The organism is Betaproteobacteria bacterium (assembly GCA_016194905.1).
Lineage (GTDB): Bacteria > Pseudomonadota > Gammaproteobacteria > Burkholderiales > JACQAP01 > JACQAP01.
In genome coordinates, this window is record JACQAP010000021.1 from 438,199 (window position 1) to 464,405 (window position 26,207).

General features: G+C 61.0%; 28 protein-coding genes. 13 read left to right on the forward strand and 15 right to left on the reverse strand.

Annotation, left to right across the window (positions count from 1 at the left end; translation table 11 throughout):
* Window positions 1-21 precede the first annotated feature (21 nt).
* The 6 genes from HY067_16105 to HY067_16130 all read right to left on the reverse strand — a co-directional run bounded on the left by HY067_16105 (window position 22) and on the right by HY067_16130 (window position 6,166).
* Window positions 22-1,179: a DegT/DnrJ/EryC1/StrS aminotransferase family protein gene (locus tag HY067_16105; GenBank protein MBI3529475.1), complete on the reverse strand. Its 1,158-nt coding sequence runs from the start codon at window positions 1,177-1,179 to the stop codon at window positions 22-24.
* Window positions 1,176-1,547, reverse strand: coding sequence for a 4-amino-4-deoxy-L-arabinose transferase (locus HY067_16110; GenBank protein ID MBI3529476.1), 372 nt, complete (start codon window positions 1,545-1,547; stop codon window positions 1,176-1,178). The genes HY067_16105 and HY067_16110 overlap by 4 nt, the downstream gene beginning before the upstream one ends.
* Window positions 1,544-3,196: a glycosyltransferase family 39 protein gene (locus HY067_16115; protein ID MBI3529477.1), complete on the reverse strand. Its 1,653-nt coding sequence runs from the start codon at window positions 3,194-3,196 to the stop codon at window positions 1,544-1,546. The genes HY067_16110 and HY067_16115 overlap by 4 nt, the downstream gene beginning before the upstream one ends.
* Window positions 3,197-3,217: 21 nt before the next feature.
* Entirely contained in the window at window positions 3,218-4,525 is a 1,308-nt protein-coding gene (locus HY067_16120; GenBank protein MBI3529478.1) for a sensor histidine kinase N-terminal domain-containing protein, read from the reverse strand.
* Complete coding sequence (locus HY067_16125) at window positions 4,522-5,184, reverse strand: response regulator transcription factor (GenBank protein ID MBI3529479.1); 663 nt, start codon at window positions 5,182-5,184, stop codon at window positions 4,522-4,524. Before HY067_16125 ends, HY067_16120 begins: the two co-directional genes overlap by 4 nt.
* 358 nt (window positions 5,185-5,542) lie before the next feature.
* Window positions 5,543-6,166, reverse strand: coding sequence for an arylesterase (locus tag HY067_16130; GenBank protein ID MBI3529480.1), 624 nt, complete (start codon window positions 6,164-6,166; stop codon window positions 5,543-5,545).
* Here HY067_16130 and HY067_16135 point away from each other — a divergent pair.
* The gene (locus HY067_16135; GenBank protein MBI3529481.1) at window positions 6,165-6,860 is read left to right on the forward strand and encodes an ATP-binding cassette domain-containing protein; all 696 of its coding nucleotides are present in this window, start codon (window positions 6,165-6,167) and stop codon (window positions 6,858-6,860) included. The genes HY067_16130 and HY067_16135 overlap by 2 nt on opposite strands.
* Complete coding sequence (locus HY067_16140) at window positions 6,847-9,363, forward strand: ABC transporter permease (protein ID MBI3529482.1); 2,517 nt, start codon at window positions 6,847-6,849, stop codon at window positions 9,361-9,363. The genes HY067_16135 and HY067_16140 overlap by 14 nt, the downstream gene beginning before the upstream one ends.
* A 74-nt stretch (window positions 9,364-9,437) precedes the next feature.
* Here the strand turns inward: HY067_16140 and HY067_16145 are convergent, their stop codons facing one another.
* Complete coding sequence (locus HY067_16145; GenBank protein ID MBI3529483.1) at window positions 9,438-10,730, reverse strand: EAL domain-containing protein; 1,293 nt, start codon at window positions 10,728-10,730, stop codon at window positions 9,438-9,440.
* 162 nt (window positions 10,731-10,892) lie between these two features.
* Here HY067_16145 and typA point away from each other — a divergent pair, with 162 nt between their 5' ends.
* From typA to HY067_16190, 9 genes are all read left to right on the forward strand, one after another.
* A complete protein-coding gene (typA, locus tag HY067_16150) occupies window positions 10,893-12,722 on the forward strand; it encodes a translational GTPase TypA (GenBank protein MBI3529484.1) in 1,830 nt (609 codons plus the stop codon).
* Between the two features lie 170 nt (window positions 12,723-12,892).
* On the forward strand, window positions 12,893-14,362 hold the full coding sequence (gene rmuC, locus HY067_16155; protein ID MBI3529485.1) for a DNA recombination protein RmuC: 1,470 nt from the start codon (window positions 12,893-12,895) through the stop codon (window positions 14,360-14,362).
* 16 nt (window positions 14,363-14,378) lie between these two features.
* Window positions 14,379-15,170, forward strand: a complete 792-nt coding sequence (locus HY067_16160; GenBank protein ID MBI3529486.1) for a zinc-dependent peptidase — start codon at window positions 14,379-14,381, stop codon at window positions 15,168-15,170.
* A complete protein-coding gene (locus HY067_16165; GenBank protein ID MBI3529487.1) occupies window positions 15,161-16,057 on the forward strand; it encodes a hypothetical protein in 897 nt (298 codons plus the stop codon). Before HY067_16160 ends, HY067_16165 begins: the two co-directional genes overlap by 10 nt.
* 127 nt (window positions 16,058-16,184) lie before the next feature.
* The gene (locus HY067_16170) at window positions 16,185-16,799 is read left to right on the forward strand and encodes a DUF2238 domain-containing protein (GenBank protein ID MBI3529488.1); all 615 of its coding nucleotides are present in this window, start codon (window positions 16,185-16,187) and stop codon (window positions 16,797-16,799) included.
* A gap of 384 nt (window positions 16,800-17,183) precedes the next feature.
* Window positions 17,184-17,525 (forward strand): hypothetical protein, encoded by a 342-nt coding sequence (locus tag HY067_16175; GenBank protein MBI3529489.1) that lies wholly within the window; start codon window positions 17,184-17,186, stop codon window positions 17,523-17,525.
* Window positions 17,526-17,677: 152 nt separating this feature from the next.
* A complete protein-coding gene (locus HY067_16180) occupies window positions 17,678-17,863 on the forward strand; it encodes a hypothetical protein (GenBank protein ID MBI3529490.1) in 186 nt (61 codons plus the stop codon).
* Window positions 17,851-18,144, forward strand: a complete 294-nt coding sequence (locus HY067_16185) for a type II toxin-antitoxin system RelE/ParE family toxin (protein MBI3529491.1) — start codon at window positions 17,851-17,853, stop codon at window positions 18,142-18,144. Before HY067_16180 ends, HY067_16185 begins: the two co-directional genes overlap by 13 nt.
* A 123-nt stretch (window positions 18,145-18,267) precedes the next feature.
* Entirely contained in the window at window positions 18,268-18,630 is a 363-nt protein-coding gene (locus HY067_16190) for a hypothetical protein (protein ID MBI3529492.1), read from the forward strand.
* A gap of 179 nt (window positions 18,631-18,809) precedes the next feature.
* On the opposite strand, the gene HY067_16195 is transcribed toward HY067_16190, so the two are convergent.
* The 7 genes from HY067_16195 to HY067_16225 form a co-directional block, all read right to left on the reverse strand.
* A complete protein-coding gene (locus HY067_16195) occupies window positions 18,810-19,460 on the reverse strand; it encodes a methyltransferase domain-containing protein (protein MBI3529493.1) in 651 nt (216 codons plus the stop codon).
* Between the two features lie 16 nt (window positions 19,461-19,476).
* On the reverse strand, window positions 19,477-20,253 hold the full coding sequence (locus tag HY067_16200; GenBank protein ID MBI3529494.1) for a methyltransferase domain-containing protein: 777 nt from the start codon (window positions 20,251-20,253) through the stop codon (window positions 19,477-19,479).
* Window positions 20,254-20,319: 66 nt separating this feature from the next.
* Complete coding sequence (locus tag HY067_16205) at window positions 20,320-20,694, reverse strand: cupin domain-containing protein (GenBank protein ID MBI3529495.1); 375 nt, start codon at window positions 20,692-20,694, stop codon at window positions 20,320-20,322.
* A complete protein-coding gene (locus HY067_16210; GenBank protein ID MBI3529496.1) occupies window positions 20,691-21,305 on the reverse strand; it encodes a DNA-3-methyladenine glycosylase I in 615 nt (204 codons plus the stop codon). Before HY067_16210 ends, HY067_16205 begins: the two co-directional genes overlap by 4 nt.
* Before the next feature lie 57 nt (window positions 21,306-21,362).
* Window positions 21,363-21,824 carry a DUF488 domain-containing protein gene (locus tag HY067_16215; protein MBI3529497.1) on the reverse strand — a complete coding sequence of 154 codons (462 nt, stop codon included), beginning with the start codon at window positions 21,822-21,824 and terminating at the stop codon, window positions 21,363-21,365.
* A 130-nt stretch (window positions 21,825-21,954) separates the two neighbouring features.
* Window positions 21,955-22,377: a hypothetical protein gene (locus tag HY067_16220; GenBank protein ID MBI3529498.1), complete on the reverse strand. Its 423-nt coding sequence runs from the start codon at window positions 22,375-22,377 to the stop codon at window positions 21,955-21,957.
* A 233-nt stretch (window positions 22,378-22,610) separates the two neighbouring features.
* Window positions 22,611-22,997: a VOC family protein gene (locus HY067_16225; protein ID MBI3529499.1), complete on the reverse strand. Its 387-nt coding sequence runs from the start codon at window positions 22,995-22,997 to the stop codon at window positions 22,611-22,613.
* A gap of 137 nt (window positions 22,998-23,134) precedes the next feature.
* Between HY067_16225 and HY067_16230 the strand changes: the two genes are divergently transcribed.
* Window positions 23,135-24,241, forward strand: a complete 1,107-nt coding sequence (locus HY067_16230; GenBank protein ID MBI3529500.1) for an MBL fold metallo-hydrolase — start codon at window positions 23,135-23,137, stop codon at window positions 24,239-24,241.
* Here the strand turns inward: HY067_16230 and HY067_16235 are convergent.
* The gene (locus HY067_16235; protein MBI3529501.1) at window positions 24,228-24,995 is read right to left on the reverse strand and encodes a class I SAM-dependent methyltransferase; all 768 of its coding nucleotides are present in this window, start codon (window positions 24,993-24,995) and stop codon (window positions 24,228-24,230) included. The two genes, HY067_16230 and HY067_16235, sit on opposite strands and share 14 nt — an antisense overlap.
* A gap of 141 nt (window positions 24,996-25,136) precedes the next feature.
* On the opposite strand from HY067_16235, the gene HY067_16240 reads away from it, so the two are divergent.
* The gene (locus HY067_16240) at window positions 25,137-26,165 is read left to right on the forward strand and encodes a hypothetical protein (GenBank protein MBI3529502.1); all 1,029 of its coding nucleotides are present in this window, start codon (window positions 25,137-25,139) and stop codon (window positions 26,163-26,165) included.
* The last annotated feature ends 42 nt before the right edge of the window (window positions 26,166-26,207 follow it).

Genomic DNA, 26,207 nt, shown 5'->3' on the forward strand with positions numbered 1-26,207 from the left:
GGATGATCCGGATGGTGGGCGTCAGCGCCGGGCGCCGGCAAGAGTCTCGGCAACGGCCTGGCAAACGCGATCGACGTCGCTGGCATTCATCGCCGGAAACAGGGGCAACGTCACGGTTTCGCGTGCGATGCGTTCGGCGTTCGGAAAATCGCCCTCGCGGTACCCGAAGCCGCGGCACAGCGTGGTCAGATGCAGGGCCTCATAGGAAATGCCTATGCCGATGCCGCGCACGTGCATGGCGTCGATGAATTGTTTGCGCGTGATGTCGAGCCGCTTGAGCGGCAACAGCACGCAGAACATGTTCCAGCTGTGGCCTTCTTCCTCGCCGGCGTGCGCGTGTGCCGGCATAGTGCATTGCGGTTCGGTGCGCAGATTCGCGAAATAGCGGGCTGCCAGCATGCGCCGTGCCGCATTGAATTCCTCGAGCCGGGCGAGCTGTGCCAGGCCGATGCGGGCGTTGACGTCCGACAGGTTGAACTTCCCGCCGGCGACGTCCACGTCGCGGGTGCCGTCCGGCAGGCGCACGATGCCGTGAAAGCGCAGCTTCTCGAACAACTTCACCTCGGCTTCATCGCTCATCATTAGCGCGCCGCCCTCGATGGTGGTCAAGTTCTTGTTCGGGTGGAAGCTGAACACAACCAGGTCGCCGAAAGCGCCGATGCGCCGGCCCCGCCAGCGCGAGCCGATCGCCAGTGCGGCGTCTTCGATTACCCGCAGCCCGTACTTCTGCGCGATGGCATACAGGCGTTCGAGGTCCACCGGCAGTCCGGCGAAATGCGTCGGCATGATTGCCCTGGTGCGCGGCGTGATTGAAGCTTCCACTTGGTCGAAATCGATGTTGCGCGTGATGACATCGCAGTCCACGAACACCGGCTTTGCACCGACTTTTACGATCATGTTCGGCGCCGCAAAAAAACTCATTGCCGAGGTGATCACCTCGGCTCCGGGGCCGACGCCGGCAACCTGCAGGGCCAGTTCGAGGGCCGCGGTGGCCGAAGTTACGACCCGCGTCGGCCGCCCCTCGTGATATTCAGAAAGGGCCTGCTCGAACTTGAGCACGTTCGGTCCGCCGGCGATCCAGCCCGAGCGCAGTACTTCCGCCACGCCGGCTATGGATTCCTCGTCGATCGACGGACGCGCGAACGGGAGGTAGGAAACGACCGGAGTGCGCGCGGTCACGAGCGTGCCACCAGAAAAACGCCGACGATAATGGTGCCGATACCGATCATGCGCTGCGCAGTCAGCGCTTCGCCGAACAGATACCAGGCGGCGACGGCGTTGACGACATAGCCGATCGAAAGCATCGGATAGGCGAGGCTTACCTCAACGCGCGACAGCGCCATGATCCAGACCACCACACTGACAGCGTAGCAGCCAAGGCCGCTTACGATAAAAGGATTGGAAGCGACCTTGATCCCCACCGGAACCAGGTTGTCGGCAGTAAAGGCGAATGCCCCAATACCGTTGGTGCCGGCTTTGAGGAACAGTTGTGCCGCGGCATTCAGCAGTACGCCCGCGAGTACCAGCATGAAACTGATGAAATTCATGGTTTTGACACGATAACACGGCGCGCATCTTCGGCGAGCAGACGCATCGGCAGTCCGCGTCCCGTCAATTCGCGGTAGATGTCCGGCCCCATGATCGCCAGCGCCTTGCGATCGTTGCGCCAGCGTGCCTCGAACTCTTCAATGGTCGGAATTTCCAGTTCCGGCTCCTGTTTCAGTCCGAAATCCAGTTCATCGCCGTAGTCGACCAGCGTCACGGTTCGTTTGATATAGAAAGGCAGCGTCTGCTCATAGGTGCGCACGCTGTAGAAGGGGGTGTCCGCGTCGAGAAGAGGCCGGATCGTGCCGGCCAGATGTGACGTGGAGTAGGACGGCGACAGCGTTTCATGTCCGGTCATGATGAGTTGAATGATCAGCACCCCCCCGGCGGCGAGCGCAATAACGGCGGCTTCGATGCGTTCGCGCCAGGCGAAAAACATTGCAAGGCAGGAGGCCGCGAGCAACGTCAAGGTGCCCGCGAGTATCCATCTGCCGAACATCGCGTATAGCGCCGCCGGCACATTTTCGCTGGGGTAATTCTCAACGAAGGGCGAGGCGATGGCGCCGGTGAGCGCGAGGATGGCGATCGGCAGGATCAGCCACGTCAACGAGCGCCCGCGGATACGGGCGAGCCATTCGCCGACGAGCAGCGCGAGCGCGGGAAAAATCGGCAGAATATACGACGGCAGCTTGGACTGCGATGCGCTGAAGAACAGAAAAATCACGGCTGCGTAGAGAAGCAGAAACCGCCGCGGCTTGAACGACTGTCCGCCCGGATCGCCTTTCCATGCAGCGATCAGCGCCTGTCCCAGCATTGTCGTCCAGGGCAGCATGCCGGCGATCAGGATCGGGACGAAATACCACCATGGCGCCGTACGGTGATGGATTTGCGTTAAGAAGCGCTGGAAATGTTCATGTATGAAAAAGAAGTGCGCAAACTCCGGGTTGGCGATCGACACCGCGATGATCCAGGGCATGGCGATCGCCAGCATGATCGCGATACCGGGGACCGGTTCGAGCCGTTTCAGGAATGCAATGTCGCGATGAACGAGCGCGTAGGCAACCATGGCAGCGGCCGGCAGGGCCAGGCCGATCAGGCCTTTGCTCAGGAAACCGAAGCCCATCGCCGCCCAGGCCAGCAGCATCCACAAGCGCGTTTCGCGCGTCCTCGCGTCGCCGCGCTGAGCCAGCAGGAAACCGAGCAATCCGAGCGTCATGCAGAACGTGACGCCCATGTCGAGCGTATTGATATGACCGACTACAGCGTAAAGGACGCTGCTCGCCAGAACCATCGCCGAGTAATATCCCGTCCGCCGGCCGAATAAACTCGCGCCGGCGAATCCCACCATCAGCACGCCCGCAAATCCCGTCAGGGCGGCCCACAGACGGGCCGTCCACTCGTGTTCGCCGAAAGCCTTGTAAGCTGCGGCGGTCATCCAGTACTGCAGCGGCGGCTTCTCGAAATACTTGATGCCGTTCAGCCGCGGCGTGGTCCAGTCTCCGGTTACCGCCATCTCCCGCGCGATTTCGGCGTAGCGCCCCTCGTCCGGGCGCACGAGGCTGCGATAATCGAGATTGCCAAACCAGACAATGCAGAACACAAAGACCAGCGTGGCGACGACGCGGGTGCGGACGGTACTGGAATCAAGCATCATGGTTTCGGGTTTCATAGTTTACTGCACCGGGAAGCGTATCGTTACGCGAAGACCGCGTTCATGATCGCCTGCCGCAAGCGCGATAGTTGCGCGATGGCGCGTGACAACGTTTCTGACGATCGCCAGTCCCAGCCCGCTACCGGGCTCGCCGGACCCTTCCTGCCGCGAGAATCGGTCGAAAGCTCTCGCGCGAAAATCCTTCGGAATGCCGGGGCCGTTGTCCTTGACCACAAGGACCGGTTCGCCGTCTTCCGCACTTGCGCTGACATCTATTTTGCCGCCACGCTGGGTGTATCGGATCGCGTTATCGATCAGGTTGCCGAGCATCACGCGCAACGCCTCCGGATCCCCGGTCGTCCACAGCAATTGGTCGCCGTCAATGCCGATATCGATTTCCTTTGCATCCGCAATGGCGGCGTAGTCTGCGACTGCCTGCCTGGCCAGTTGCGCCAGGTCCAGCGGCGTCGAACAGCGTCCGATAAGTTCGGGTTCGTGGCTTGCGAGCGCCAGCAACTGCTGCACGAGATGAACGGCGCGTTTCACACCATCGCGCAATTGCACGAACGCGACCGCCCGTTCTTCCTCGCTGATTGCACGCTCCGCCAGCTGAATCTGCAGCTGCACCGCGGTGAGCGGCGTGCGCAGCTCGTGCGCCGCATCGGCAATGAACGTACGTTGCATCTCCAACGCGTTTCCCAGCCGGTGCAACAGATCGTTGAGTGCCGCGACCAGCGGCTTCACTTCGCCGGGCAGGTTGTCGTCGGGCAGCGGCTGCAGGGCCGACGCCGAGCGTTGCTCGACGGCGTCGGTGACCCTGTTGAGCGGGCGCAGTCCCCTCCCGACGATGATCCAGATCACGATACCAAGCGCTGCAATCAGAAACAGCATCGGCGCCAACGTACGTACGGCAGCGCGTGCGGCGAGCGCTTGCCGGACACCCACCGGCTGGGCGACCTGGATGGTATGCTCGCGCAACCGGATACTGAATACCCGCCACTGGGTGCCCGGGGTCGACTCCAGGGAATAGCCGGATTGGGCGCGCGGCGGCAGTGCGGGCAGTGCATCCGACACGTAGACGAGTGTGCCGGCGCGATCCCATATCTGGATCACGAGATCGTCCTCCTCGTCGACAATCTGAATCGGTGGGCCTATCGGGCTGCCCAGCGAGTCCTCCCGAAAAGACAGAGCGACCTGTCTGAGTTCGTAATCGAAAATTTCGTTGAATTCGTCCTCGACCGTAATATAAATTCCGAGGGTGGCAAAAAGGCCGATGAGCAGGAGCGTCGAAAGCAGCGACACGAGCAGCTGGCGCCGAATGGATTTCATCTCGGCTTGCGCGCCATGTAACCCACGCCGCGGATATTCTTGATGAAGTCCTTGCCGAGCTTCTTGCGCAGAGAGTGGATGTAGACTTCCACCGCGTTGCTCCCTATCTCGCCGTCCCACCCATACAATTTTTCTTCCAGTTGCGCGCGCGACAACACCACCCCCGGCTGGTCCAGGAAGGCCGCAAGAAGCGCAAATTCCTTTGCAGATAGCGCGAGCTCTTTTCCGCGCAGAGACGCTTCGTGCCTGGCAGGATTCAGGATGAGGTTGCCGTGCTGGATCGATGGCGTGGCGCGTCCGGCCCGACGACGCAGCAGGGCGCGGACGCGGGCGGCGAGTTCATCCAGGTCGAATGGCTTTGTCAGAAAGTCGTCGGCACCGCCGTCGAGCGCCTTCACCCGCTCCGCCACGGCGTCCCGTGCGGTCAGGATCAATACCGGAATGAGATTTCCCTGGGCGCGCAGGCTCCCGAGTACTTCGCTACCGCTTTTTTTGGGCAGCGTCAGATCCAGCAGCATGAGGTCGTATATTTCGTTGCCCAACGCCAATTCCGCGGCCCGGCCGTCCTGCACCCAATCGACGGAATAGCCGTCCTGCCGCAAGCCCTGCTGAACGCTGTTGCCAATCATCGAGTCGTCTTCAACCAGCAACAATCGCATGCTTCATTTCTCCCGTGGCGCTTGCCGCACCGAGTTCCAACAGATACCGCAATAATTCTTTCATCCTGTCGCCTCGGGAACGCATAAGCGCCATCTACCCAAGCCCGGAATCTATAGAACGTGACTTAAATCAAACTTAAGGTCGCGCAAACGCCTCTTGTCGACTTCCCGCCATAAGAATCCCCCTCAATATAATCATGGAAATCGTCGTGAAAGGCCGGCGGTCATCCGGTTGCCAACACACAGGTTGCAAATAATCCGAAGAACCCGGAGCGCCGGCTGCGTTCTCGTCGAAACAGAAGAGCTGTGCTACCGTTAACGTGCCGAACACGGGGGCGGACGGCGACAGGGTTGCGTTTCAGCGTCGTGAACGCGGGAGCAGCAGCGGACGCAGCCGGTGATAGACGTTATCGAGGATGCGCGATTGCGCGCCGGCGACCGGGTGAAGCCCGTCGGCCTGAAACATCTTGCGGTCGTCGGCAAAGCCCTGGAGCATGAATGGAACCAGAGACACATTCTGCTGTCTAGCGACCTCCGCGAACAGGCCTTCGAAGCGGCGCGTATAGACCGGACCGTAGTTCGGGGGGATGCGCATGCCGGCGATCACGACTTTCGCACCGGCCTTGCGGCAGGCTTCGGCGATGGCAATCAGATTGCGACGGGTTTGTTCCAGCGGATTGCCACGCAGGCCGTCGTTGGCGCCGAGCGCGACGATGACCACGGCGGGATGATGTTCCTTGAGCGCGGCTGAGATGCGATTGAGCCCGCCGAGCGTGGTCTCGCCGCTGATACTGGCGTTGACTACCCGATAATCGAGTTTGTCGCGCTGGATGCGCTGTTCCAGCAGCGCGACCCAGCCCTCGCCTTGCGCCAGGCCGTAGCCGGCGGAAATGCTGTCGCCCAGGACCAGAATGGTCTGGGCGGCGCGGACCGCCGACGCCGGAACGATGACCAACAGCAGAAAGAGAAGAATCGACCGCATGGCTGAAGAGTTCATGCCGCCCATTGTGAGGGCGGCCGGTTTGACCAAGCAAGTTTTCACGGGCAGCGCCGCGCTGACCATCCTTCAGGACGTGTCCCTGGAGATCGGCCGCGGTGAAGCGGTCGCCATCCACGGCGCTTCAGGTTCGGGCAAGACCACGCTGCTGGCGTTGCTCGCCGGGCTGGACATACCGACTTCGGGGACGGTTCATATCGACGGCGCCGACTTGTTCGCGCTGGACGAAGACGGCCGGGCACGACTGCGGCGCGACCGCGTGGGCTTCGTGTTCCAGTCGTTCCAGTTGCTGCCCGCGCTCACCGCACTGGAAAACGTGATGCTGCCGCTGGAACTCGGCGGCAAACCCGACGCGCGGGACCGCGCTGCGGACTGGCTTGGGCGGGTGGGCCTCGGCTCGCGACTCACGCACTATCCCCGCCAGCTTTCCGGCGGCGAGCAACAGCGTGTCGCGGTCGCGCGTGCTTTTGCCGCCGACCCGAGTGTGCTGTTCGCCGACGAGCCGACCGGCAACCTCGATTCGGCAACGGGCGAAGAGATCGTCTCGCTGATGTTCGAACTGAACCGCGTGGCGAGCACCACGCTGTTGCTGGTCACGCATGATGAAGTCCTTGCGCAGCGCTGCACGCGGCGCATCGGCCTCGCGGCGGGCCGGCTGACGAACGATGAACGGCGCTGACCTCGGCTCCGTCGCGGTACTGAAGCTGGCGACGCGCATGCTTGCGCGCGACTGGCGCGCCGGCGAGCAGCGCCTGCTCGCGCTTGCGCTTATCGTGGCGGTCGCCAGCGTGACGACCGTGGCTTTTTTCGCGGATCGGGTCGGACGATCGCTCACGAGCGAAGCCAATCAATTGCTCGGTGCCGACCTGGTCATCGTGTCCGACAAACCCGTCGCTGACCGCTTCCGGCAGGAAGCGCAGCGCCGCGGATTGTCGACGACGGCTGCAGTGCGGTTTCCGAGCATGACGCAGTTCGCGGGGCGCACGTTGCTGACAGAGGTCAAGGCGATTGCGCCAGGCTATCCGCTGCGAGGCAAGCTGCGCGTTCGATCATCCGAATCCGGGGCGGATTTCGAGCCTCGGCGCATTCCGGCTGCGGGCGAAGTCTGGGTGGATGATCGTCTGCTGCGCCGTCTCGATCTGAAAATCGGCAACCGCGTCGGCCTCGGCGAGCGCGAATTCAAGATTGCCGCCCTGGTGAGCGAAGAACCCGAATCCAGCGCCGGCTTCATCAACCTCGGCCCGCGGCTGATGATGAACGCGACAGACCTGCCCTCCACCGGCCTGATCCAGTCGGGCAGCCGCGTGTCGTACCGGCTGTTTGTCGCCGGCGGTGTTCCGGCGATCGCGTCATTCCGCGACTTTGCCGCGCAGGGGATCGGCCCGGGACAGCGCGTCGAGGATATTCGCGATGCGCGCCCGGAAATCAAGGCGGCGCTGGAGCGCGCCGAGCGCTTCCTCGGATTGTCCGCGCTCATGACGGTGATCCTGGCCGGCGTCGCGGTGGCGCTCGCTGCCCGCCGCTATCTTCAGCGCCATCTGGATGCCTGCGCGATCATGCGTTGCCTCGGCGCCGGGCAGACGCTGATCCTGAGTCTGCATGGTTTGCAGTTTGTCATGATCGGACTGGTTGCGGGCGCACTCGGCTGCGCGGTCGGCTTCGCGTTCCAGTTCGTGCTGGCGGCGGTATTGGCGCCGGTGGTTTCGGTGACTTTGCCTGCACCCGGACTGCGGCCCCTGGTGCAGGGCATGGTCGCCGGGTTCGTGATGCTGCTTGGATTTGCGCTGCCGCCGCTCATCGCGCTGAAGACGGTGCCGACTTTGCGCGTGCTGCGCCGGGACCTCGGTGCGCCGAACTCGATGAGCGTATCCGCCTATCTCCTGGGTGGCGCCGCAGTCGCCGGCCTGGTGCTGTGGCAGGCGCAGGAACTGAAGCTGGGACTCTACGTACTGGGCGGGGTGCTGGGCACGGCGGCGGCGAGTGCCGTGCTGACGCTGGTGGTGCTGCGGTTGTTGTCCTCCGTCGGTCGGTCCGCCGGCTTCAACTGGCGATTCGGTCTGGCCAATCTGCGCCGGCATCGTGCCGGCAGCATGGTCCAGGTGACGGCGCTTGGACTCGGGCTGATGGCGCTGATCCTGCTGACGCTGGTGCGGGCGGATCTGCTCGACAACTGGCGCAACGGCTTGCCGGTCGATGCGCCGAATCGCTTCCTGGTGAACATCCAGCCCGATCAGTTGCAGGCGATCGCGCAGTTCTTCACCGCCAGTGGCGTGCCGCCGCCAAGGCTGTTTCCGATGGTTCGCGGGCGGCTGGTGGAGATCAACGGCAAGCCGGTGTCGTCGCGCGACTATGCAGAGGATCGCGCGCGCCGGCTGGTCGATCGCGAATTCAATCTGTCGTGGACACAGTCGATGCAACCCGACAACGCGATCGTCGCCGGCCGCTGGTTCGACGGCCGCGATGCCGGAAAAGCGGTGCTGTCGGTCGAGGAGGGCATTGCCAAGACGATCGGCGTGAAGCCGGGCGACACCGTGACTTACGACATTGCCGGCTCGCGCCTGACGGCGGAAATCGTATCGCTGCGCAAGGTGGGATGGGATTCTTTCCGCGTGAATTTTTTCGTGATCGCACCGCCGGGCGTGCTGGAAAAATTTCCGGCGAGCTACGTCACCAGCCTGCATCTGGCGGCCGAGCGCTCGGTGCTGCTGGACGCTCTGGTGAAGCGCTTCCCGAATCTACTGGTCATCGACGTGGCGGCAATCCTTGCGCAAGTGCAGCACATGATGGACCAGGTGGTCAGCGCGATCGAATTCGTATTTCTGTTCAGCATCGCGGCCGGCTTGCTGGTGTTGTTCGCTGCCGTCAGCAGCACGCATGACGAACGTGAATTCGACGCGGCGGTGATGCGCACGCTCGGCGCGTCGAGCCGCCAGTTGCGCGCCGTCCAGGCCGCCGAGTTCGCCTTGATCGGTGCGCTGGCCGGATTGCTTGCCGCAGTCGGCGCCACGGCGATAGGGTATGTGCTGGCCGACAGGGTATTGAACCTGCCTTACGCGATCAATCCGTGGGTATGGCTGGCGGGATTGCTGATCGGTGCCGGGGGCGTCACCGTCGCCGGGCTGCTCGGAACCGCGAAAGTGCTGCGCACGCCACCGATGCAGGTGTTTCGCGCGAGCGCGTGATAAACAGGGGCTAGGGACTAGGGGCTAGGGGAAAAATCTTGAGATCACTAGCCCCTAGTCCCTAGCCCCTGCAGTTAACGCTTCACCGGCCCGCGGTCGCGCCAACTTACGTCACCGCACAGCACGCGCATTTCGCCATTGACCAGGCTACCGATGGAAACCGTAATGCACTGATTGGCGCCGGCGATGGAGAGATAGGGCCGCGTCACCTGCACTTTTCCGGGGTGCTCGAGCGCGCGGCGGAAATAGAAGCGCCGCGACCAGTTCGCGCCTTGCGCGTTGGCCACGGGACCAAAACGTTGGTCCGCAACCGCGATGTGGCGCGGATTGACCATGTTTTCGCCGATCTGCCGGCCCTCGCTGTCGAGCAGGTAGCAACGTTCGGCGCCGGCCAGATCGAGAAATCCGCTGGCGGCATGGGTCAGTGGAATGCCGGATTCGATCAAGCTGGCGGCATAGCCGATAGCGTTAATGTAGGGACTGACCTCGCGCCGATGGAATGAAACCTCGGGCAAGGTGACTTCGCGGAAATCGATCCACAACTGATCGAACAGGGCGCGGCTTTTCTCCCTGGCGGGCGGTGACTCGGCCGGTACGGCGAAGTAATAACCCTGCACGAAGTCGGCATCGGCATCCATGGCCATCAGCGCTTCGCCTGCGGTCTCGATGCCTTCCATCAGAACCAGCGATCCCGCCTCGTGCAGCAGCGAGACCATCACTGGCATCATACGTCGGATGCGCAGATTGCTGCCCGCCTGCGTGATCATGGAACGGTCGAGTTTGACGATGTCCGGCTGCAGGTTCCACACCCGGTCGAAGTTCGAATGACCCGCCCCGAAGTCGTCCAGCGCAATCAGGAAACCCTGTTTGCGGAAGAACTGGACGGCCTCGCCCAGCCGCACTTCGTTCAGCACGCCTTGTTCCAGTATTTCGATGACGACCCGATGCGGCGGGAAGCCCGTTTCTTCCAGCAACTGGCCGAGAAAATTGCCGTCGTGCACGCTTTCCAGGAAGACTTCGGTCTGCATATTGAGGAACAACCAGCCGTCGGCCTTGAGATGCAGGAAATTGTGGACATGGACACTGCTTGCAAGCCGGTCGACGGTCAGGGTATGGGAGAAGTCCTGGTCCATCCTGAAAACATCCAGCGGCGAGACCGGATGGCCATTCGGGTCGGTGGGGCGCATCAAGCCTTCGAACCCTACGCTGCGGCTGTGGGCGACGCTGAAGATCGGCTGGAAATGGCTGCGAATGGCGAGGTCGGCGAAATTCCCGACGGTCTGGTTACCGTCAGACTTCAGCAGGTTAGCTATCGACTGCAGGTTTGCCTTGGACGCGGATGCTTGCGGGGTGTTCGAAGGTTTCATCGGGCTTTGGCTTCGGATATTCTTATTTTTTTGGCCGGCAAATAACGCGGTTCGGCTGTCTTTTTGTGCATCGCGGGTCGGCAAACGCATTATACGGAAATTCAATGAATTGCAACCGTCCCTGTGGTACACTTCGCGACCTTTTTCGCCGCACTGCTTTCCATGACACGCAACGTTCGCAACATCGCCATCATTGCCCACGTCGACCACGGTAAAACCACGCTGGTCGACAAGCTGCTGCGCCAGTCGGGCACCTTCGCCGCGCACCAGCATATTGCCGAACGCGTCATGGATTCCAACGACCTGGAAAGGGAACGCGGCATCACCATCCTGGCGAAGAATTGCGCGGTCCAGTACGAGGGCACGCACATCAACATCGTGGATACCCCCGGCCACGCCGATTTCGGCGGCGAGGTGGAGCGCGTTCTGTCGATGGTGGACAGCGTGCTGTTACTGGTGGATGCGGTGGAAGGCCCGATGCCGCAAACCCGTTTTGTCACGCGCAAGGCGCTGGCCCTCGGACTCAAGCCCATCGTCGTGGTCAACAAGGTGGATCGTCCGGGTGCGCGCCCTGATTGGGTCGTGAACCAGACCTTCGATCTGTTCGACAAGCTGGGCGCGGCCGAAGAACAACTCGATTTCCCCGTTGTGTACGCTTCGGCTCTCAACGGTTATGCCACGCTCGACCTGGCCCGGACGAGCACGGACATGCGCCCCCTGTTCGACGCGATCCTGAAGCACGTGCCGGTGCGCGACGCCGATCCCGATGCGCCGCTGCAGTTGCAGATCTGCTCGCTCGACTACTCCAGCTTCGTCGGCCGCATCGGCATTGGCCGGGTGGCGCACGGACGCATTCGCTCCGGACAGCAGGTTGCCGTCATGCAGGGCCCGGATGGCGAGCCGAAGATGGCCAAGGTCAATCAGGTGCTCGTGTTCAAGGGCCTGGAGCGCACGGTGGTCGAGGAAGCCGAAGCCGGGGACATCGTGCTGGTCAATGGCATCGAAGAAGTGGCCATCGGCGTCACCATTTGCGATCCGGCCAAACCCGAAGGCCTGCCACTGCTGAAGGTGGACGAGCCCACGCTGACCATGAATTTCCTGGTCAATACTTCGCCGCTGGCCGGCCGCGACGGCAAGTACGTCACCAGCCGCCAGATCCGCGAGCGGTTGGAGCGCGAGCTGCAATCGAATGTTGCGCTGAAAGTCGAATTCACCGCCGATTCGGACACGTTCGTCGTGTCCGGCCGCGGCGAGCTGCATCTGACCATCCTGCTTGAAAACATGCGCCGCGAAGGTTACGAGATGGCGGTCGGCCGCCCGCGGGTGGTGATGAGAACCGTGAACGGCGTGAAAGAGGAGCCGTACGAATTGCTGACCGTCGACGTCGAGGACGGTCACCAGGGCGGGGTGATGGAAGAACTGGGCCGCCGCCGCGGCGACCTGCAGGACATGCAGGCCGACGGCAAGGGCCGCACCCGTCTCGAGTACCGCATTCCGGCGCGCGGGCTGATCGGCTTCCAGGGCGAATTCCTCAACATCACGCGTGGTACCGGACTGGCCAGCCATATTTTCGACGACTACGGCCCGGTGAAGGGCGACATGGAAGAGCGCCGCAACGGCGTGCTGATTTCCCAGGACGACGGCGAAGCGGTTGCCTACGCCTTGTGGAAGCTGCAGGACCGCGGCCGCATGTTCGTATCCCCGGGTGATGCGCTGTATGAAGGCATGGTGATCGGCATCCATTCGCGCGACAACGACCTGGTGGTCAATCCGATCAAGGGCAAGCAGCTCACCAACGTTCGCGCCTCGGGTACCGATGAAGCCGTGCGACTGGTGCCGCCCATCGAGCTGACGCTGGAGAAAGCGGTGGAATTTATCGCTGACGACGAACTCGTCGAGATCACGCCGAAATCGATTCGCATCCGCAAGCGCCATCTGAAGGAGCATGAGCGCAAGCGTGCGTCGCGGGATACCACGACGGCTGCGGCGTAACCCACCCCCTCTCCCCGGCCCTCTCCCGCAAGGGGAGGGGGAGCCTCCGATTCCCAAAAAACAAACGGGCGACCACTTGGTCGCCCGTTTTTTTTTCTAGAACTCCCTCTCCCCTTGCGGGAGAGGGTTGAGGAGAGGGGGCGGTGTGGTGCTTGGTTTATACTCGTCCGATGCCTGAGTTCTCCCTTGCCCTGCTTGCCATGGCTATTGCCGCCGCGACACTCGTCGCGGTCATCGTCCTGATCTTCATCGTCGTCGGCATGGCGCACCGCCAGGTGACGCATCCCGAATCGCTCGCGCGTGTGCTGGAAGAAAAGCACATGGCGATGCTCAAGGACCTCAACGCCGGCCTGAACAATCTGGGCGATCGCCTCAGCGCGTCGCAGAACGAATTGTTCGAGCGCCTGCGCAACACCATCACGCAGGAACTCACGCAGACCCGCAGCACCGTCGGCGCCCTGCAGGTCAAGCAGGTCGAGGAGCTCTCCGCCACGCGCGAGACGACCACGCTCAAGCTTGCGGAGATGAGCGCCGACCTGCAGGCCAAGCACGACTTGTTGCGCAGCGAAGTGCTGACCCGCATCCTGCAGACGCTGGCCGAGCAGAATCGTGCCGAGCAGGAATTGATCCAGACCACGATGCGCAATGCCTCCGCCCAGCTCGCCGCGTCGATGGAATTGCTGACCAAAACTACCGATTCCCGGCTGGAGCAGATCAGCGGAAAAGTCACCGAGCGCCTCGAGGAAGGTTTCAAGAAAACCAACGAGACTTTCGTCAGCGTGATGGCGCGGCTGGCCACCATCGACGAGGCGCAGAAGAAGATCGACGGGCTCACCAGCAACGTGGTGAGCCTGCAGGAGCTGCTCGGCGACAAGCGTTCGCGCGGCGCCTTCGGCGAAGTGCAGCTAGAAAACCTGGTGCGCAACATCCTTCCGGAGGTCGCGTTCGAGTTTCAATACACTTTCAAGAGTAAGGACCGGGAAGGCAAGGATGTCCGCGCTGATTGCGTGCTCAAACTGCCAGAGCCGACGGGAATGGTCGCCGTGGACTCAAAGTTTCCAATGGAGAACTATCATCGGATGTTTGAAATCGGCGTGGGCGACAACGATCGATTGGTTGCGCAGAGGCAGTTCCGCGTGGACGTTAAAAAACACGTGGAAGATATCGCCGCCAAGTACATCATTCCAGGCGAGACGTCCGATGGTGCGGTTATGTTCGTGCCAGCCGAAGCCGTATTTGCCGAAATCCATGGCTATCATCCCGAAGTCGTGGATTTCGCCATGCAGCGGCGCGTCTGGATCGTATCGCCGACCACGCTCATGGCTGTGCTGAATACCGCGCGTGCAGTCATGAAGGATGTCGCCACCCGCGAGCAGGTTCACATCATCAAGGACGAGCTCGGTAAGCTCGGCAAGGATTTCAATCTGTTCGATCAGCGCCTCGGAAAGCTTGCGGATCATATCCGTCAGGCGCACGAAGATACCGAGAGGCTGCGTATAACCGGCGATAAACTAACACGCCGCTTCAATCGGATCGAAAGGGTAGAGTTGGATCAGCCGGGACAGGTGCGCAGCTTGGAAGAGTCGCTGACGGATGTCTCACAGGAGGACGAGGCGGGCGGCGAGGAGCCGCGGTCCTGATCCGCAGGCGGAAAGCATGTTCGGCTTCAGGCAATGGCGCAGGCGGCGCATCCTACGTAAGTCCGATCTGGGCGATGCGACATGGCGGCGTGTTACCGAACGTTTTTCGTTCGTGGCACGCCTGAACGATGACGAGCGCGCGCGGCTGAAGGATCTGGCGATCCTGTTCATGCACGGCAAGCAGATTTCGGCGGCCGGTGGCCTGACGCTCAACCAGGAAATGAAGCTTGGCATCGCAGTCCAGGCCTGCATCCTGGTGCTCGAACTGGGCATCGAACACTACGATGGCTGGGTCGAGGTCATCGTCTATCCCGACGAGTTCGTCTCGGGCCATGAGTTCCGCAATCCCGAGGGCCTCGTCGAAACCGACGCCATGTCTTACGCCGGCCAGGCTTGGCTCCGCGGTCCCGTGATCCTTTCGTGGGCGGATGTGGAGCACGCGGGTGAGATGGACGGCATGAACGTGGTCATCCACGAGTTCGCCCACAAGCTCGACATGCTCAACGGCGAAGCCAACGGCTTTCCGCCCTTGCATGCCGGCATGGATCGCCGGCTGTGGTCCCAGGCGTTTAATGCCGCCTACAAAGATCTTTGCGTGCGGGTGAAGAGGGAAGAACATACCGAAATCGATCCGTATGCGGCCGAGTCGCCGGGGGAATTCTTCGCCGTCCTCAGCGAGGCTTTCTTCGAGATGCCGGATATCGTGAAGGCGGTTTATCCGCGGGTCTACGAGCAGCTTGCGCAGTTCTACCGCCAGGATCCGGCGAGCCGTGAATTGCCGCGGGAATGGAGGTTGAAATGGACGTGAGGCGAAAGGTGTCAGGCGTGGTGTACGCGGTTGCACACGTGCTCTTCTATGTGGTCATGCTGGGGTGGCTCGCAACGGCCCAGGCGCAACAAACCGTCCTCGAAGTCATCGATCTGAAATACCGCAGCGCCGAGCAGATCGTGCCTATGCTCAAGCCGTTGCTGGCGCCGGGCGGCACCATCAGCGCTTTGCAGAACCGCGTGATCGTGCGCACGACGCCGCAGAACCTCGCGGAACTGCGCAAGGTGCTCGACGCAGTCGATACCATGCCGAAGCGGCTGGCGATATCGGTGCGCCAGGAGGCGGCCGGAACCGGCCTTGCGTCCGAAGCGGAGGTCTCGGGCAGCATCGGTACTGATAGCGCATGGGTGACCGCGCCGGGCAGCCGCAGCAAGCAAGGCGCCACCGCCGAGGTGCGCAAAGGCGACAACGTCGCGCGGGCACGGGTGCTCAGTTCGCAGTCCGCTGCCACCGATCGCGGCGTACAAACCGTGCAGGTGCTGGAGGGTAACGAAGCGCTCATTCGCATCGGGCAATCGGTTCCGATACGCAGCCGCAGCGTAATCCAGACACCGCAGGGTGCGCAGATTTCCGAATCGGTGGAGTACCGCGATGCAGATACCGGATTTCGCGTCAGGCCGCGTGTCAACGGCGACCGGGTCACGCTGGAGATCAGTTCGCGCCGCGATACCGTGGCCGATCAGAATTCGCAAACCTTCAACGTGCAGCGGGTCGATACTGTCGTATCGGGGAGGCTGGGCGAATGGATGGAGATAGGCGGGGTAGACCAGAGCCGCGTGCAGACCGATGGCGGCACGATTTCTCGGCGCAGCGCCAACGTATCGGACGACAGGAAGGTATTTTTGAAAGTAGATTTGGTGCCGTGAGCGTCGTGAATATCGTGAATGTCGTGAATATCGTAAATCGACTTAAGCAAGCATGCGACACGCTTTTCCGGGCTTCACGGCATTCACGATATTCACGACATTCACGGTATTTACGCGGCATCCGCACATGACATCCAGACATTGGCACGTTGCGCTGCTTGTGACTTTCCTGCTGATTCTGGCCTGGTCAGGTATCAAGCCGGTCGATCGCTTCGTATGGTTTCTCGAAGTCGTGCCGGCGATGGTGGCAGCCGTGGTGCTGCTGGCCATTTATCCGCGGGTCAAGCTGACCATGCTGGTCTATTGCCTGATCTGGCTGCACGCCCTGGTGCTGATGCTCGGCGGGCACTGGACGTACGCCGAGATGCCGCTGTTCAACTGGGTGAAGGATGAATACGGTCTGGCTCGCAACTACTACGATAGGCTCGGGCACTTCATGCAGGGCGCGGTGCCGGCGATCATCGCGCGGGAAATCCTGCTGCGCAACGGCGTGGTCAACGGCAAGGGCTGGTTGTTCTTCATCGTCACCTGCATCTGCCTTGCGGTGTCCGCGTTCTACGAATTCGTGGAGTGGTGGGTAGCGGTCGGCACCGGAACCGCGGCCGATGCCTTCCTCGCCACGCAAGGCGACATCTGGGATACCCAGTGGGACATGTTCCTCGCGCTGTGCGGGGCGATCGTGTCGCAGCTCCTTTTGGCTCGTTGGCATGATCGACAACTGGCTGCTCTTGGGCGTGGCTAGACAGGTAATCTGAACTGACAGGGCGCCAATAAACATTCACGCACGCGGCCTATCCCGGAGGCGGGAGCCACAAGTGTCAATTGACGAAATCCTTGATTCCGTTACCATCGTCCGGCCTCCACGCAGCCTATTTCGTGATACGGCGGCAAATAACCCGACTTCGAGGTAACTGTCCTCATGAACAGTGGTCGCCAAACATCTGGAACTCAAGGCATTTCAAGAAACGCCGAAAGGCCTGTACCAGGATCGCCGACGTTTCGGAAGTCGAATTCACGTTAGCTATCCAGAAGAGAAGGCCTAATGAGTACGTCTCGTATAACTGGTCTCTACGGCAGCATGGTCCGAGACTCAACGCGTTTCATCGTGCAGAGTCGCGTAGGTTCAATGCGTGAGCGCTTTGACGTTTATACGGCGCCAACTTTGCGAGAGCTTGTTGTTCGTCTCATTGAGGTCTTTGCTGATGCGGATGCCTCCTTTCTATCGAAGCTTGCTGCTCTCGATGACAAACGGTGGATGGAAAAGCCTCTGAAGCTTCGTCACTACGTTGCAGCCTCCCGAGACCACCTCTACATCGACAGCGCTCATCTTACCGAGGAGAATTCAGTTCAAGTCCGCGGTTATTGGGTCATTACAAACATCGGTCAAACTGAGGTGTCCACATTTTTCAAGCTCTGTAGTGAGGTCGCTGGAGTGCCGTTGCTAAATCTCTCCAAAATACCAATTTGAGCAGAGCTAACATGCGCATCAAAGTCGTTCGCTTCGCTCACTCGACCGCGCAAGAGCTACGCACTTGCGCGGCGCTTTATGCGCGGCGTTATGTGTCATTCGCACAGCACGGCCTGCTATGGCAGAATTGAAGCAACGTGGAGGCTTGACCTATGTCAACAGTGAAGGAAGAACTCACCCGCTTGATTCAGGGGCAGCCTGAGGACAGTTCACGAGAAGAGATCATTCGCGAGCTTGCCTTTCACGCCATGGTCGAGCGGGGGCTCACCGATTCGGACGCGAAGCGCGCCATCTCAAATGAAGAAATGGGGCGGCGCATTCGGTCATGGCAGAAATAAGCTGGACCGACGAGGCTCAGCGCTGGCTTACCGACATCTTTGAATACATTGCTGCGGATAACCCCCAAGCCGCAGCGCGTACGGTGCAGGGTATTTACGATCGGGCACAAGATCTCAAGAGTTTCCCTGAGATCGGTTCGCGCTATACGATCTCATCGCGCCACGTGCGCGTATTGCTCTACGGGCATTACCGAATCGCGTACCTCATCAAAGACGACGGAAACGTGGATATTCTGGGTGTCTTTCATGGGTCGCTCGACATCACCAGGTATCAACTCTAGTGACACATAACCCGGCGTTCAACCCGAGCGCCCAACGGCGTTGCTGTTGGGTACCCGCCGCACTACGCGCTCCGGCGCCCGGTTAGCTGTGCGTTAGAACCCCTTAACCAGGGAACCAATGTTATGAAACGCCTCTTATGGCAAAACGCGGTTATTGGCGGAGTCTTTCTTATTTTCACGATCAGCACGAACGTTGCCTTTTATTATTTCCTGCCTCGCCCGCTCATTCAAAATCAACGAGGGGACATAACCGCGCAAATCGAGACAATTAATGACATTGAACACCTGCGCAAGATTGCGTTGTTGCAAGTAAAGATCGATATAGCGAAGAACAGGATGTTCAATGATTTAATTTATAAGGGTGTTGACGCGTTTGTGGCATTAGGGGTGTTCGGAACCATCATGTTTTTCGTAAATTTCATGTCGTTACTAAAGCTCAAGAAACAAGAGTCGGGAGCGAAGCCATCGTGGCTGAAGTGGTTCTAACTTTAGTTCGAGCGGACGCGCATAGAGCCGCGCGCCGTTCAACAAGACGTTGGGCGTCTCGATGAAGCACCGTGAATCATCGACACGCATGGTCACTATGACTGTTTCCCTTGTGCAGTCGATTGAAAGCGCGCCGGGCAACTTGATTCGTTGACGCCCGCTCATCATCAAAGGAAACATTACTCTCGCAAGAGGCGCTCTCTGGAATCGGGTTCCTGCGTTGAGTTCTGCTCTGAAGCCCGCAAAGACTTCTGGCGCCAGACCTGCCACCTTTCCCTGCCGGCGAATACTTCGATCGAGTCCACAACCGGCAGGTCTTCGACGCAGTCGAACCACGGCTGCATCAGTCTATTGAGTTCGGCCTGGCTGGTACCGAAAGGCGGTCCCTTGGGCGAATCGGCGAAGAAGAAGAATCCTGTGATGACGCCGTTCGGTTTCAACAGCTCCGCACATCGATCGGGGTAGCCACTCCACATTTTCCTGGGCAGGGCGCACAGAAAGGCGCGTTCGTAGATCACATCGAAGGGCTGACCGGCATCGAAGTCGAAGAAATCCGCCAGGCGCACGATGTCCGGGAAGCCGGCAAGATTCCTTCGCGCCGTATCGACGGCGGCAGGGCTGAAGTCGATCGCCAGGACGTCGAAGCCTTTGTCGGCCAGGTAAGCCGCTTCGTAAGCCGATCCACATCCCGGAATCAGCACACGGGCTCCGGGGGACAGGTTTCGCGCGTACCTCTGCAGCGATGCGGGTACCTTGCCCGCATCCCATGGGATGACGTTGTCGCGGTAGCGGCTTTCCCAGAAATCCGGCCTGGAACTGTCCTGTGCCAAACGGGTGCCCTGATCATCAGGGGCGCGTTGCCACCAGGACCGCGACCGGATAGGCGTAGTGAACCCGTGTCCCTTCGAGCCGGATCGGGATGCCGAGTCGATCGTCGCGGGCGGACGTTCTGAAGATCTCGCGAATTTTGTCGTCGTCGCCACGATTGGGAAAGGACCGGCCCAGCAGGTTTTCCAGTTCGTCGCGCAATTCGTAAAACGTGATCCGGGCTTCGGGAAGCCCGGAGGCGGGGAACAATGCCTTCAATTCGGCGACCGGCAGCGCGCGCACATGGGAGGGGTCGCGCAACAGCTCCATGCGGTTGAACTCGGCACCCTTGGCGGAATCGGCGGAGGTGTGCATGTCCGCGACCAGCACGCGCCCACCCGGCGCACAGACGCGGATCATCTCCTTCAGAACGGCGAGCGGTTCGATGAAATGATGGCAGCTGAAGCGCGTGACGACAATGGTAAAGGCGCCGTCGGCATAGGGCAGGGAAGTCGCCTGCCCCTGATCCCAGCTTACGTTGGAGAGGGACTTTTCCCGCGCCACCGCGCGCGCGCGGTCCAGCATGGCGGGTGTCATGTCGATGCCTGTCGCATGACGCACAATCCCGGCGAAAGCGCACACCACATTGCCGCCGCCGCAAGCGACGTCGAGCACCGTATCGTCCGGTCCTGCGCCGACGGAATCGATCAGCAACTGAAGCGCTTTCTCGTCGGCGATTGTTTTGGCCGTCGAGAATGGAATCGCCTGTCTGCTGAACTGATCGACGATCAATTCTTGATGAGTTGCTTCAGTCATTGTGATTGGAATCCGTATTGGGAGTGGCTGTTAATTTCAAATTTTTACCTTTCACCTTCTTCTCGTCTAACCCGACGGCGGCCTTTCGCCGCCGTCAGGTCCGTAGAACATGACCCAGGTACAGAAGTCGTCGGTAAATACCTCAAAGCGGTGTTCGATGCCGGCCGGCACGAACAATACGTCACCGGCATGGAACGAATGGCGCTCGGACCCGTTGACGAACCAGCCGGAGCCCTGCGCGATCACGTAGATCTCGTCGCGGGTGTGCGGTTTCTGCCGGTCCTGTCCGGCCGGACGATACATCTTGACCTGGAGCGTGCCGTGTTCGAATACCGCCGCCGACGGCAGGCCGTCCTTGATTTTCGATACGGCATCGAGCGCGTCCACTATGCTCACCCGCCGCGCGTCCTTGGAGATGGTGTAGTTCTTTTCCGATTTCATGATTTTGTTTTCCTCACCCCTCGCCCCTGCAACTGCTTCCAGCGAAAGCAGTTGCAGGTATGGTCGTTCACCATGCCGGTGGCTTGCATGAAGGCATACATGATGGTGCTGCCGACGAACTTGAAGCCACGCGCCTTCAGGTCCTGGCTCATCGCATCGGATTGCCGGGTGCTGGCCGGCACCCGCTTGTGCGTCTTCCACCCGTTCTGTAAAGGCCTGCCATCGACGAACGCCCAGACGTAGGCGTCGAAACTGCCGAACTCCTTTCGCACTTCCAGGAAAGCCCGCGCATTGGTCACGGCTGATTCGACTTTCAGCCGGTTGCGCACGATGCCGGGATCCTGCAGCAGCCGGGCGATCTTCGCCTCGTCGTATTTCGCGACCTTGCCTGGGTCGAAGCCGGAAAACGCCTTGCGGTAATTCTCGCGTTTGTTGAGGATGGTGGACCAAGACAGGCCGGCCTGCGCGCCTTCCAGGATCAGGAATTCGAACAGCACCCGGTCGTCGTGCTGCGGCACGCCCCATTCGGCGTCATGGTAAGCGACGTAGAGCGGGTTGCCGTTTTCGGCCCAATGACAGCGAGTGACATTCTTGCGACGGGTAGTTTCCATGATGCGGCAACGATATCGATACGGCTATGTTAGCCGGAATTCACGTGATGTCCCGTGTCACAGGTCGAGACGGGATTGCGTGGGTGTTGTGGCGGCGTAGGAGAGGATTCCGTCGATGAGGCGTGCGGGTTTCGTATAGGGGTGCTGCTCGTCGTGCTCGCGATCGACGATATGGAAAACCTCGAGACCCGAGGCTTTCAGTACATCGGATATCAGACCACGGTGGCAGTTCTGCCACGCCTTCTCGGCGCACATGATCGCACAGCGTCGCGACGACGCAGCCCCGAGCAAACGCACGGTACCGGCTCGGAATTCCGCGGTCTGCATGTAATCGGCGTAGCCGCGAAATCCGGCTTGGCGCCAGCCTGTGTTCACCGAGCCCGGCCGCGGCTCGCGGCGGCCACCCAATTCCGGGAAATGCAGATAGTCGATTCCGACTGCAGCGAGCGACTCGGTCAGGGATTCGCCATTGAACTGCGGATGGTGGCGCGAGGAAGGGAAACGCCTGACGTCCGCCATCAGCTCGATGCCATGCGTGTGCAGCAGCGCGATGAATTCCGTGTCAGGCAAGGTCGAGTGGCCGATGGTCCAGATCCGTTGCGGACTTTTCACCGGTGCTTCCCGTGCAGTTACTGCTGGGAGAAGAAGATCAGACGCGGGTGAGCTTGCGCTGCCGCCACTCGTGGATGGCCAGTGCCGCGCCGGCGAAATACAGCGTCGCGATAATCAGCAGTCTCACGTCGGCGATCGGCTCGCCGCGAATGAGCAGGCCGCTCGCCGCGTAGATAGTGCCGACGTGGCCGAATATCATGGCCGCCTGGCTTGTGAAGGCGAGCCTGCCGGGACGCTCGCCCTTTGCATAGAGCGCGATGCCGCGCAGGTTGCTCATGGCCATCGAAAGCAACTGTACCGTCACGCCCACCGCAGCCAGGATCGCAAAGCCGGCCGTGGGCTTGACCCAGTCCGGCGCGACGGCCGACAGCGGCAGGATTAGCAGGTAGACGCCTGCAAAGTAGAACGTAATCTGGATCAGCAGGCCGAGGCCGAGCAGGAAGTTGATTCGCGCAAACACGTATGACGATGCTCCATGACGACGAAGAGGAACATCAGACCAAAGCCGCCGTGCCCCGTCAATCGAACTTACACGCAGTTTTTCCAAGCTCGCACACCTGCCTTGCCCGGAAACGGCCGCTGGCGGGCCGGGGTGCCGGGATCATCCGGCACGCTCAATCAGGCGTTTAGCGGTTCCACGGCCGGTGGCTTGGGTTCAGGCTTCGCACCCATGCCGGTCAGGCTGCGCGCGGCTCAATCGTGGACGTAGTTGGAAACCTCGATCAGGTTCAGGTCCGGATCGCGGAAATACACCGATAGCAGCGTTCCCACCGCACCGGACCGTTTCACCGGCCCGTCGATCAAGTCCACGCCGCAGGCTTCCAGGTGCGCGATGACTTCCGGCAGCGCAACCGAAGTGATCAGGCAAAGATCGCCGGACCCCGGCGTGGGACGATGCGCCTTCGGCTCGAATTCCTTTCCCTGCTGATGCAGGTTGATCTTCTGCGATCCAAAGGCCAGCGCCTTGCGGCCGCCGCCGAAAACCACGACCTGCATTCCCAGCGCCTTGCCGTAGAACGCGCAGGTCGCATCGATGTCTTGCACGGTCAAAACCAGATGGTCGACGGCATCTATTTTCATGGGTGCTTTCGCCGGGCGCGCCGCGCCGTTGTCGTGCCGGCAATGATAGCTGCAATGCTGTAAGCTGGTTTTCCTGCAAACCGGCAGGATCGCCGGCCGCCAGATCCGCTGCAACGACACACCGGAGGAGACAGCTCATGAATTCTTCATGGACACGACGTGATTTCCTGATCGGCGCCGGCGCCACCCTGGCGGCATTGCAGACGCTCGATCATCCCGATCCCTGCTGTGCCATGGCGGCCGATGCAAGCACCGCCGACAAGGAACTGTTCGAGCTCAAGCCGGTGGCGGACGGTATTTACGCCGCGATTGCGGCGCCGCGCTACAAGGTCAATTCGAATGCCGCTGTGATTCTGACCAATGACGGCGTCGTCGTGGTGGATTCCCATTCCAAGCCATCGGCTGCCTTCGCTCTTTATCGTGAAATCCAGTCGATCACGAAGCAACCGATCAAAAGGATCGTCAACACCCATTTCCACTGGGATCACTGGCAGGGCAACCAGGTCTACGCAGAAGCGTTCCCCGGCCTCGAAATCATCACGTCTGAGCGTACCCGCGAGAATCTGACACGGCCGGACGCGGGGTCGGGCGGTGTTGCGTACATCGAAAAGCAACTGGAACTGGTGCCGAAGGAAATCGAAAAACTCGGCAACGACCTTGCATCAGCCACCGACGCCGCGCAGAAAGCGCGGCTGGAAGCGAACCTGCGGCAGACCGAGGCCTACTTGGAAGAACTGCGGCAGTTGAAACCGGCCCTGCCGACCCGGACCTTCGACAAGACGGTCACGCTGAACGTGGGCGACCGCGAAATCCGGATCCTGCTGTTGGGCCGCGGCCACACCGACGGCGACGTATTCATCCACTTGCCGAAGGAAAAAGTGGTGGCGACCGGTGACGCGCTGATCGACTGGATGCCGTTCATGAACGACGGCTATCCGGAGGACTGGGTGCGCACGCTCGACGCACTCGAGAAATTCGATTTCACGCAGATCATTCCCGGCCACGGCGGCGTGATGCCGAAGGAACATCTGACTTTCTTCCGCGGCTATCTTGCCGACCTGGTCTCCGCAGTCAAAACGGCGGACGCCGAGGGCGCCAGCCTCGACGAAATGAAGAGGACGCTGCCCGATCGGCTTGCCGGAAAATACGAGCAGGGCATGTCCAAGCATCCGCTCGGCCAGTATCGCGACCGCATCGGCCTGAACATCGAAATGACTTACCGCAAGGTCATCAGGAAAACCTGACCGGTCGGGCTTGCCGCTTGCGGCATACCAGCAGTACTTCATCGACGTCTTCGGCGTCGATCATGCCGGGACACAGCAACAGTTTTTTCTGGAAGCGCACGCCGAGCGGCATCATCACGCGGTTGTACCACCACATCGCCTGTTCACGCCGGTGCGTGAGCCACCACATGCCGAGGTCGAGCAAGCGCGACGATTTCGGCTGCATGCCGTACACGGCGCTGCTCTCGACCGAGAAACCGTATTCGCTCAATTTGGCCAGCAGACGCTGCGGTTCGTAACGGCGGCAGTGTCCGACGAAATCGTCGAACGGCGTCCAGCGCGAGGGATGCAGCGGCACGGCAATCAGCAGGACACCGCCGGCATCGCACACGCGCGACAGCTCGGACAATGCCGCGTCCTCGTCGTCGACGTGTTCGACGATGTCGAAGGCGCAGACCAGGTCGAACTTTCCGCTGACGAACGGCAGGGCCGTAATCGAACCGAGCGTGACGCTGGCGGCGCGCGGCCGCAGTTGGGCAATCGCCGGCTCGCTCAGGTCGACGAAGTGCGTGCCCTCGACAGGCAGCCGCGGCCGCAGGCCTGGCGCGACTTCCAGCCGGGAATGCAATTGCGAAACCAGTGCGCTCACCAGCGGCCAGGTGTTGAATCGCCGCGGTTCCACAAGACGGGCGTCGCGCCACAGGGCATCGTAGAAGCGGCGGTTGGTCTCCCGCAGTTGCGCATCCGTGCGCCCGGGGGCCGATGTCGTGTCCATGCATTGAAGGCGTTGCCGAGAAAGCCGGATTTTCTCATTAATCTCCGCACGCCGGCGGATGCCGTCGGCGAGGAACGTTTCGCGCTGGCAGCAGTCTCCTTTATGTCGGTGGTCTCCGCCGGCCCGCGATGGCCGAAATTCATGGAACTTGACATCTCTCGCTCCGAATGCCCGCACGGTCCCCCCGGCGATCTTCAAGTCGATTTCCAGGGGCCCGTGGCGCGCGCAGCTATTACGTATGCGCGAGGCAGCCATGCCCGGACGAATCTCGCCGGCGGGCATCTGCGCCTGATGGCCCGGCTTTTTATCGTATTGCTCGTCTGTGCGGGAGGAGGCATGGTTCACGTGGAAAGCGCCTTTGCGACCCCGGCAACGGTTCTTCGCGCGAAATTCACCGAACTGAGGGGCAAGCTCGAGGACAACCCGTTCCAGAAGCCGTTATATCTCGATTCCAGCGAAAATTCCGGCGAGGTGAAGGGCAACCTTTACGCGCTCGTCCAGCATCCGTTTCCGACTGTGCAGTCCGCGCTGAAGGAACCGGCCCACTGGTGCGACATCCTGATCCTGCACCTGAACACGAAGTACTGCCGGGCATCCAGCGAAGGTGCGTGGACTGCGCTCAAGATCAATATCGGCAGAATGTCCGAACAGTCGATCGCGCAAAGCTATCGCGTGGAGTTTTCGTATCGCGTGATCGCGGCCACACCGGATCATCTCGCGGTGGTTCTGGACGCGGCCAAGGGGCCCCTCGGCACTCGCAACTATTCCATCCTGCTCGAAGCCGTTCCACTGCAAGGCGAGCAGACTTTCGTCCATCTGGCGTATTCCTATGCCTGCGGTACTGCGGCGAAAGTGGCGATTCACGCCTATTTGAGCACGGCCGGAAGCAAGAAGGTGGGTTTTACCGTAACGGGCAAGCGTAACGACGGACAGGTGGAATACATCGATGGCCTGCGCGGCCTGGTCGAACGCAACGTCATGCGCTATTACCTGGCGATCGAAGCCTATCTCGGGGCGCTGTCGGTGCCGCCATCAGCGCGGCTCGAGAAACGCCTCAACGACTGGTATGCGGCCGTGGAACGCTATCCCCGCCAGTTGCACGAAATCGGGCAGAAGGAATATCTGGAGATGAAGCGCAGGGAATACCTGCGGCAGCAATCCGAACTCTAGAGACTGGCGCTCAATGTCATTGTCGCGGCCTCGAACTGGAAC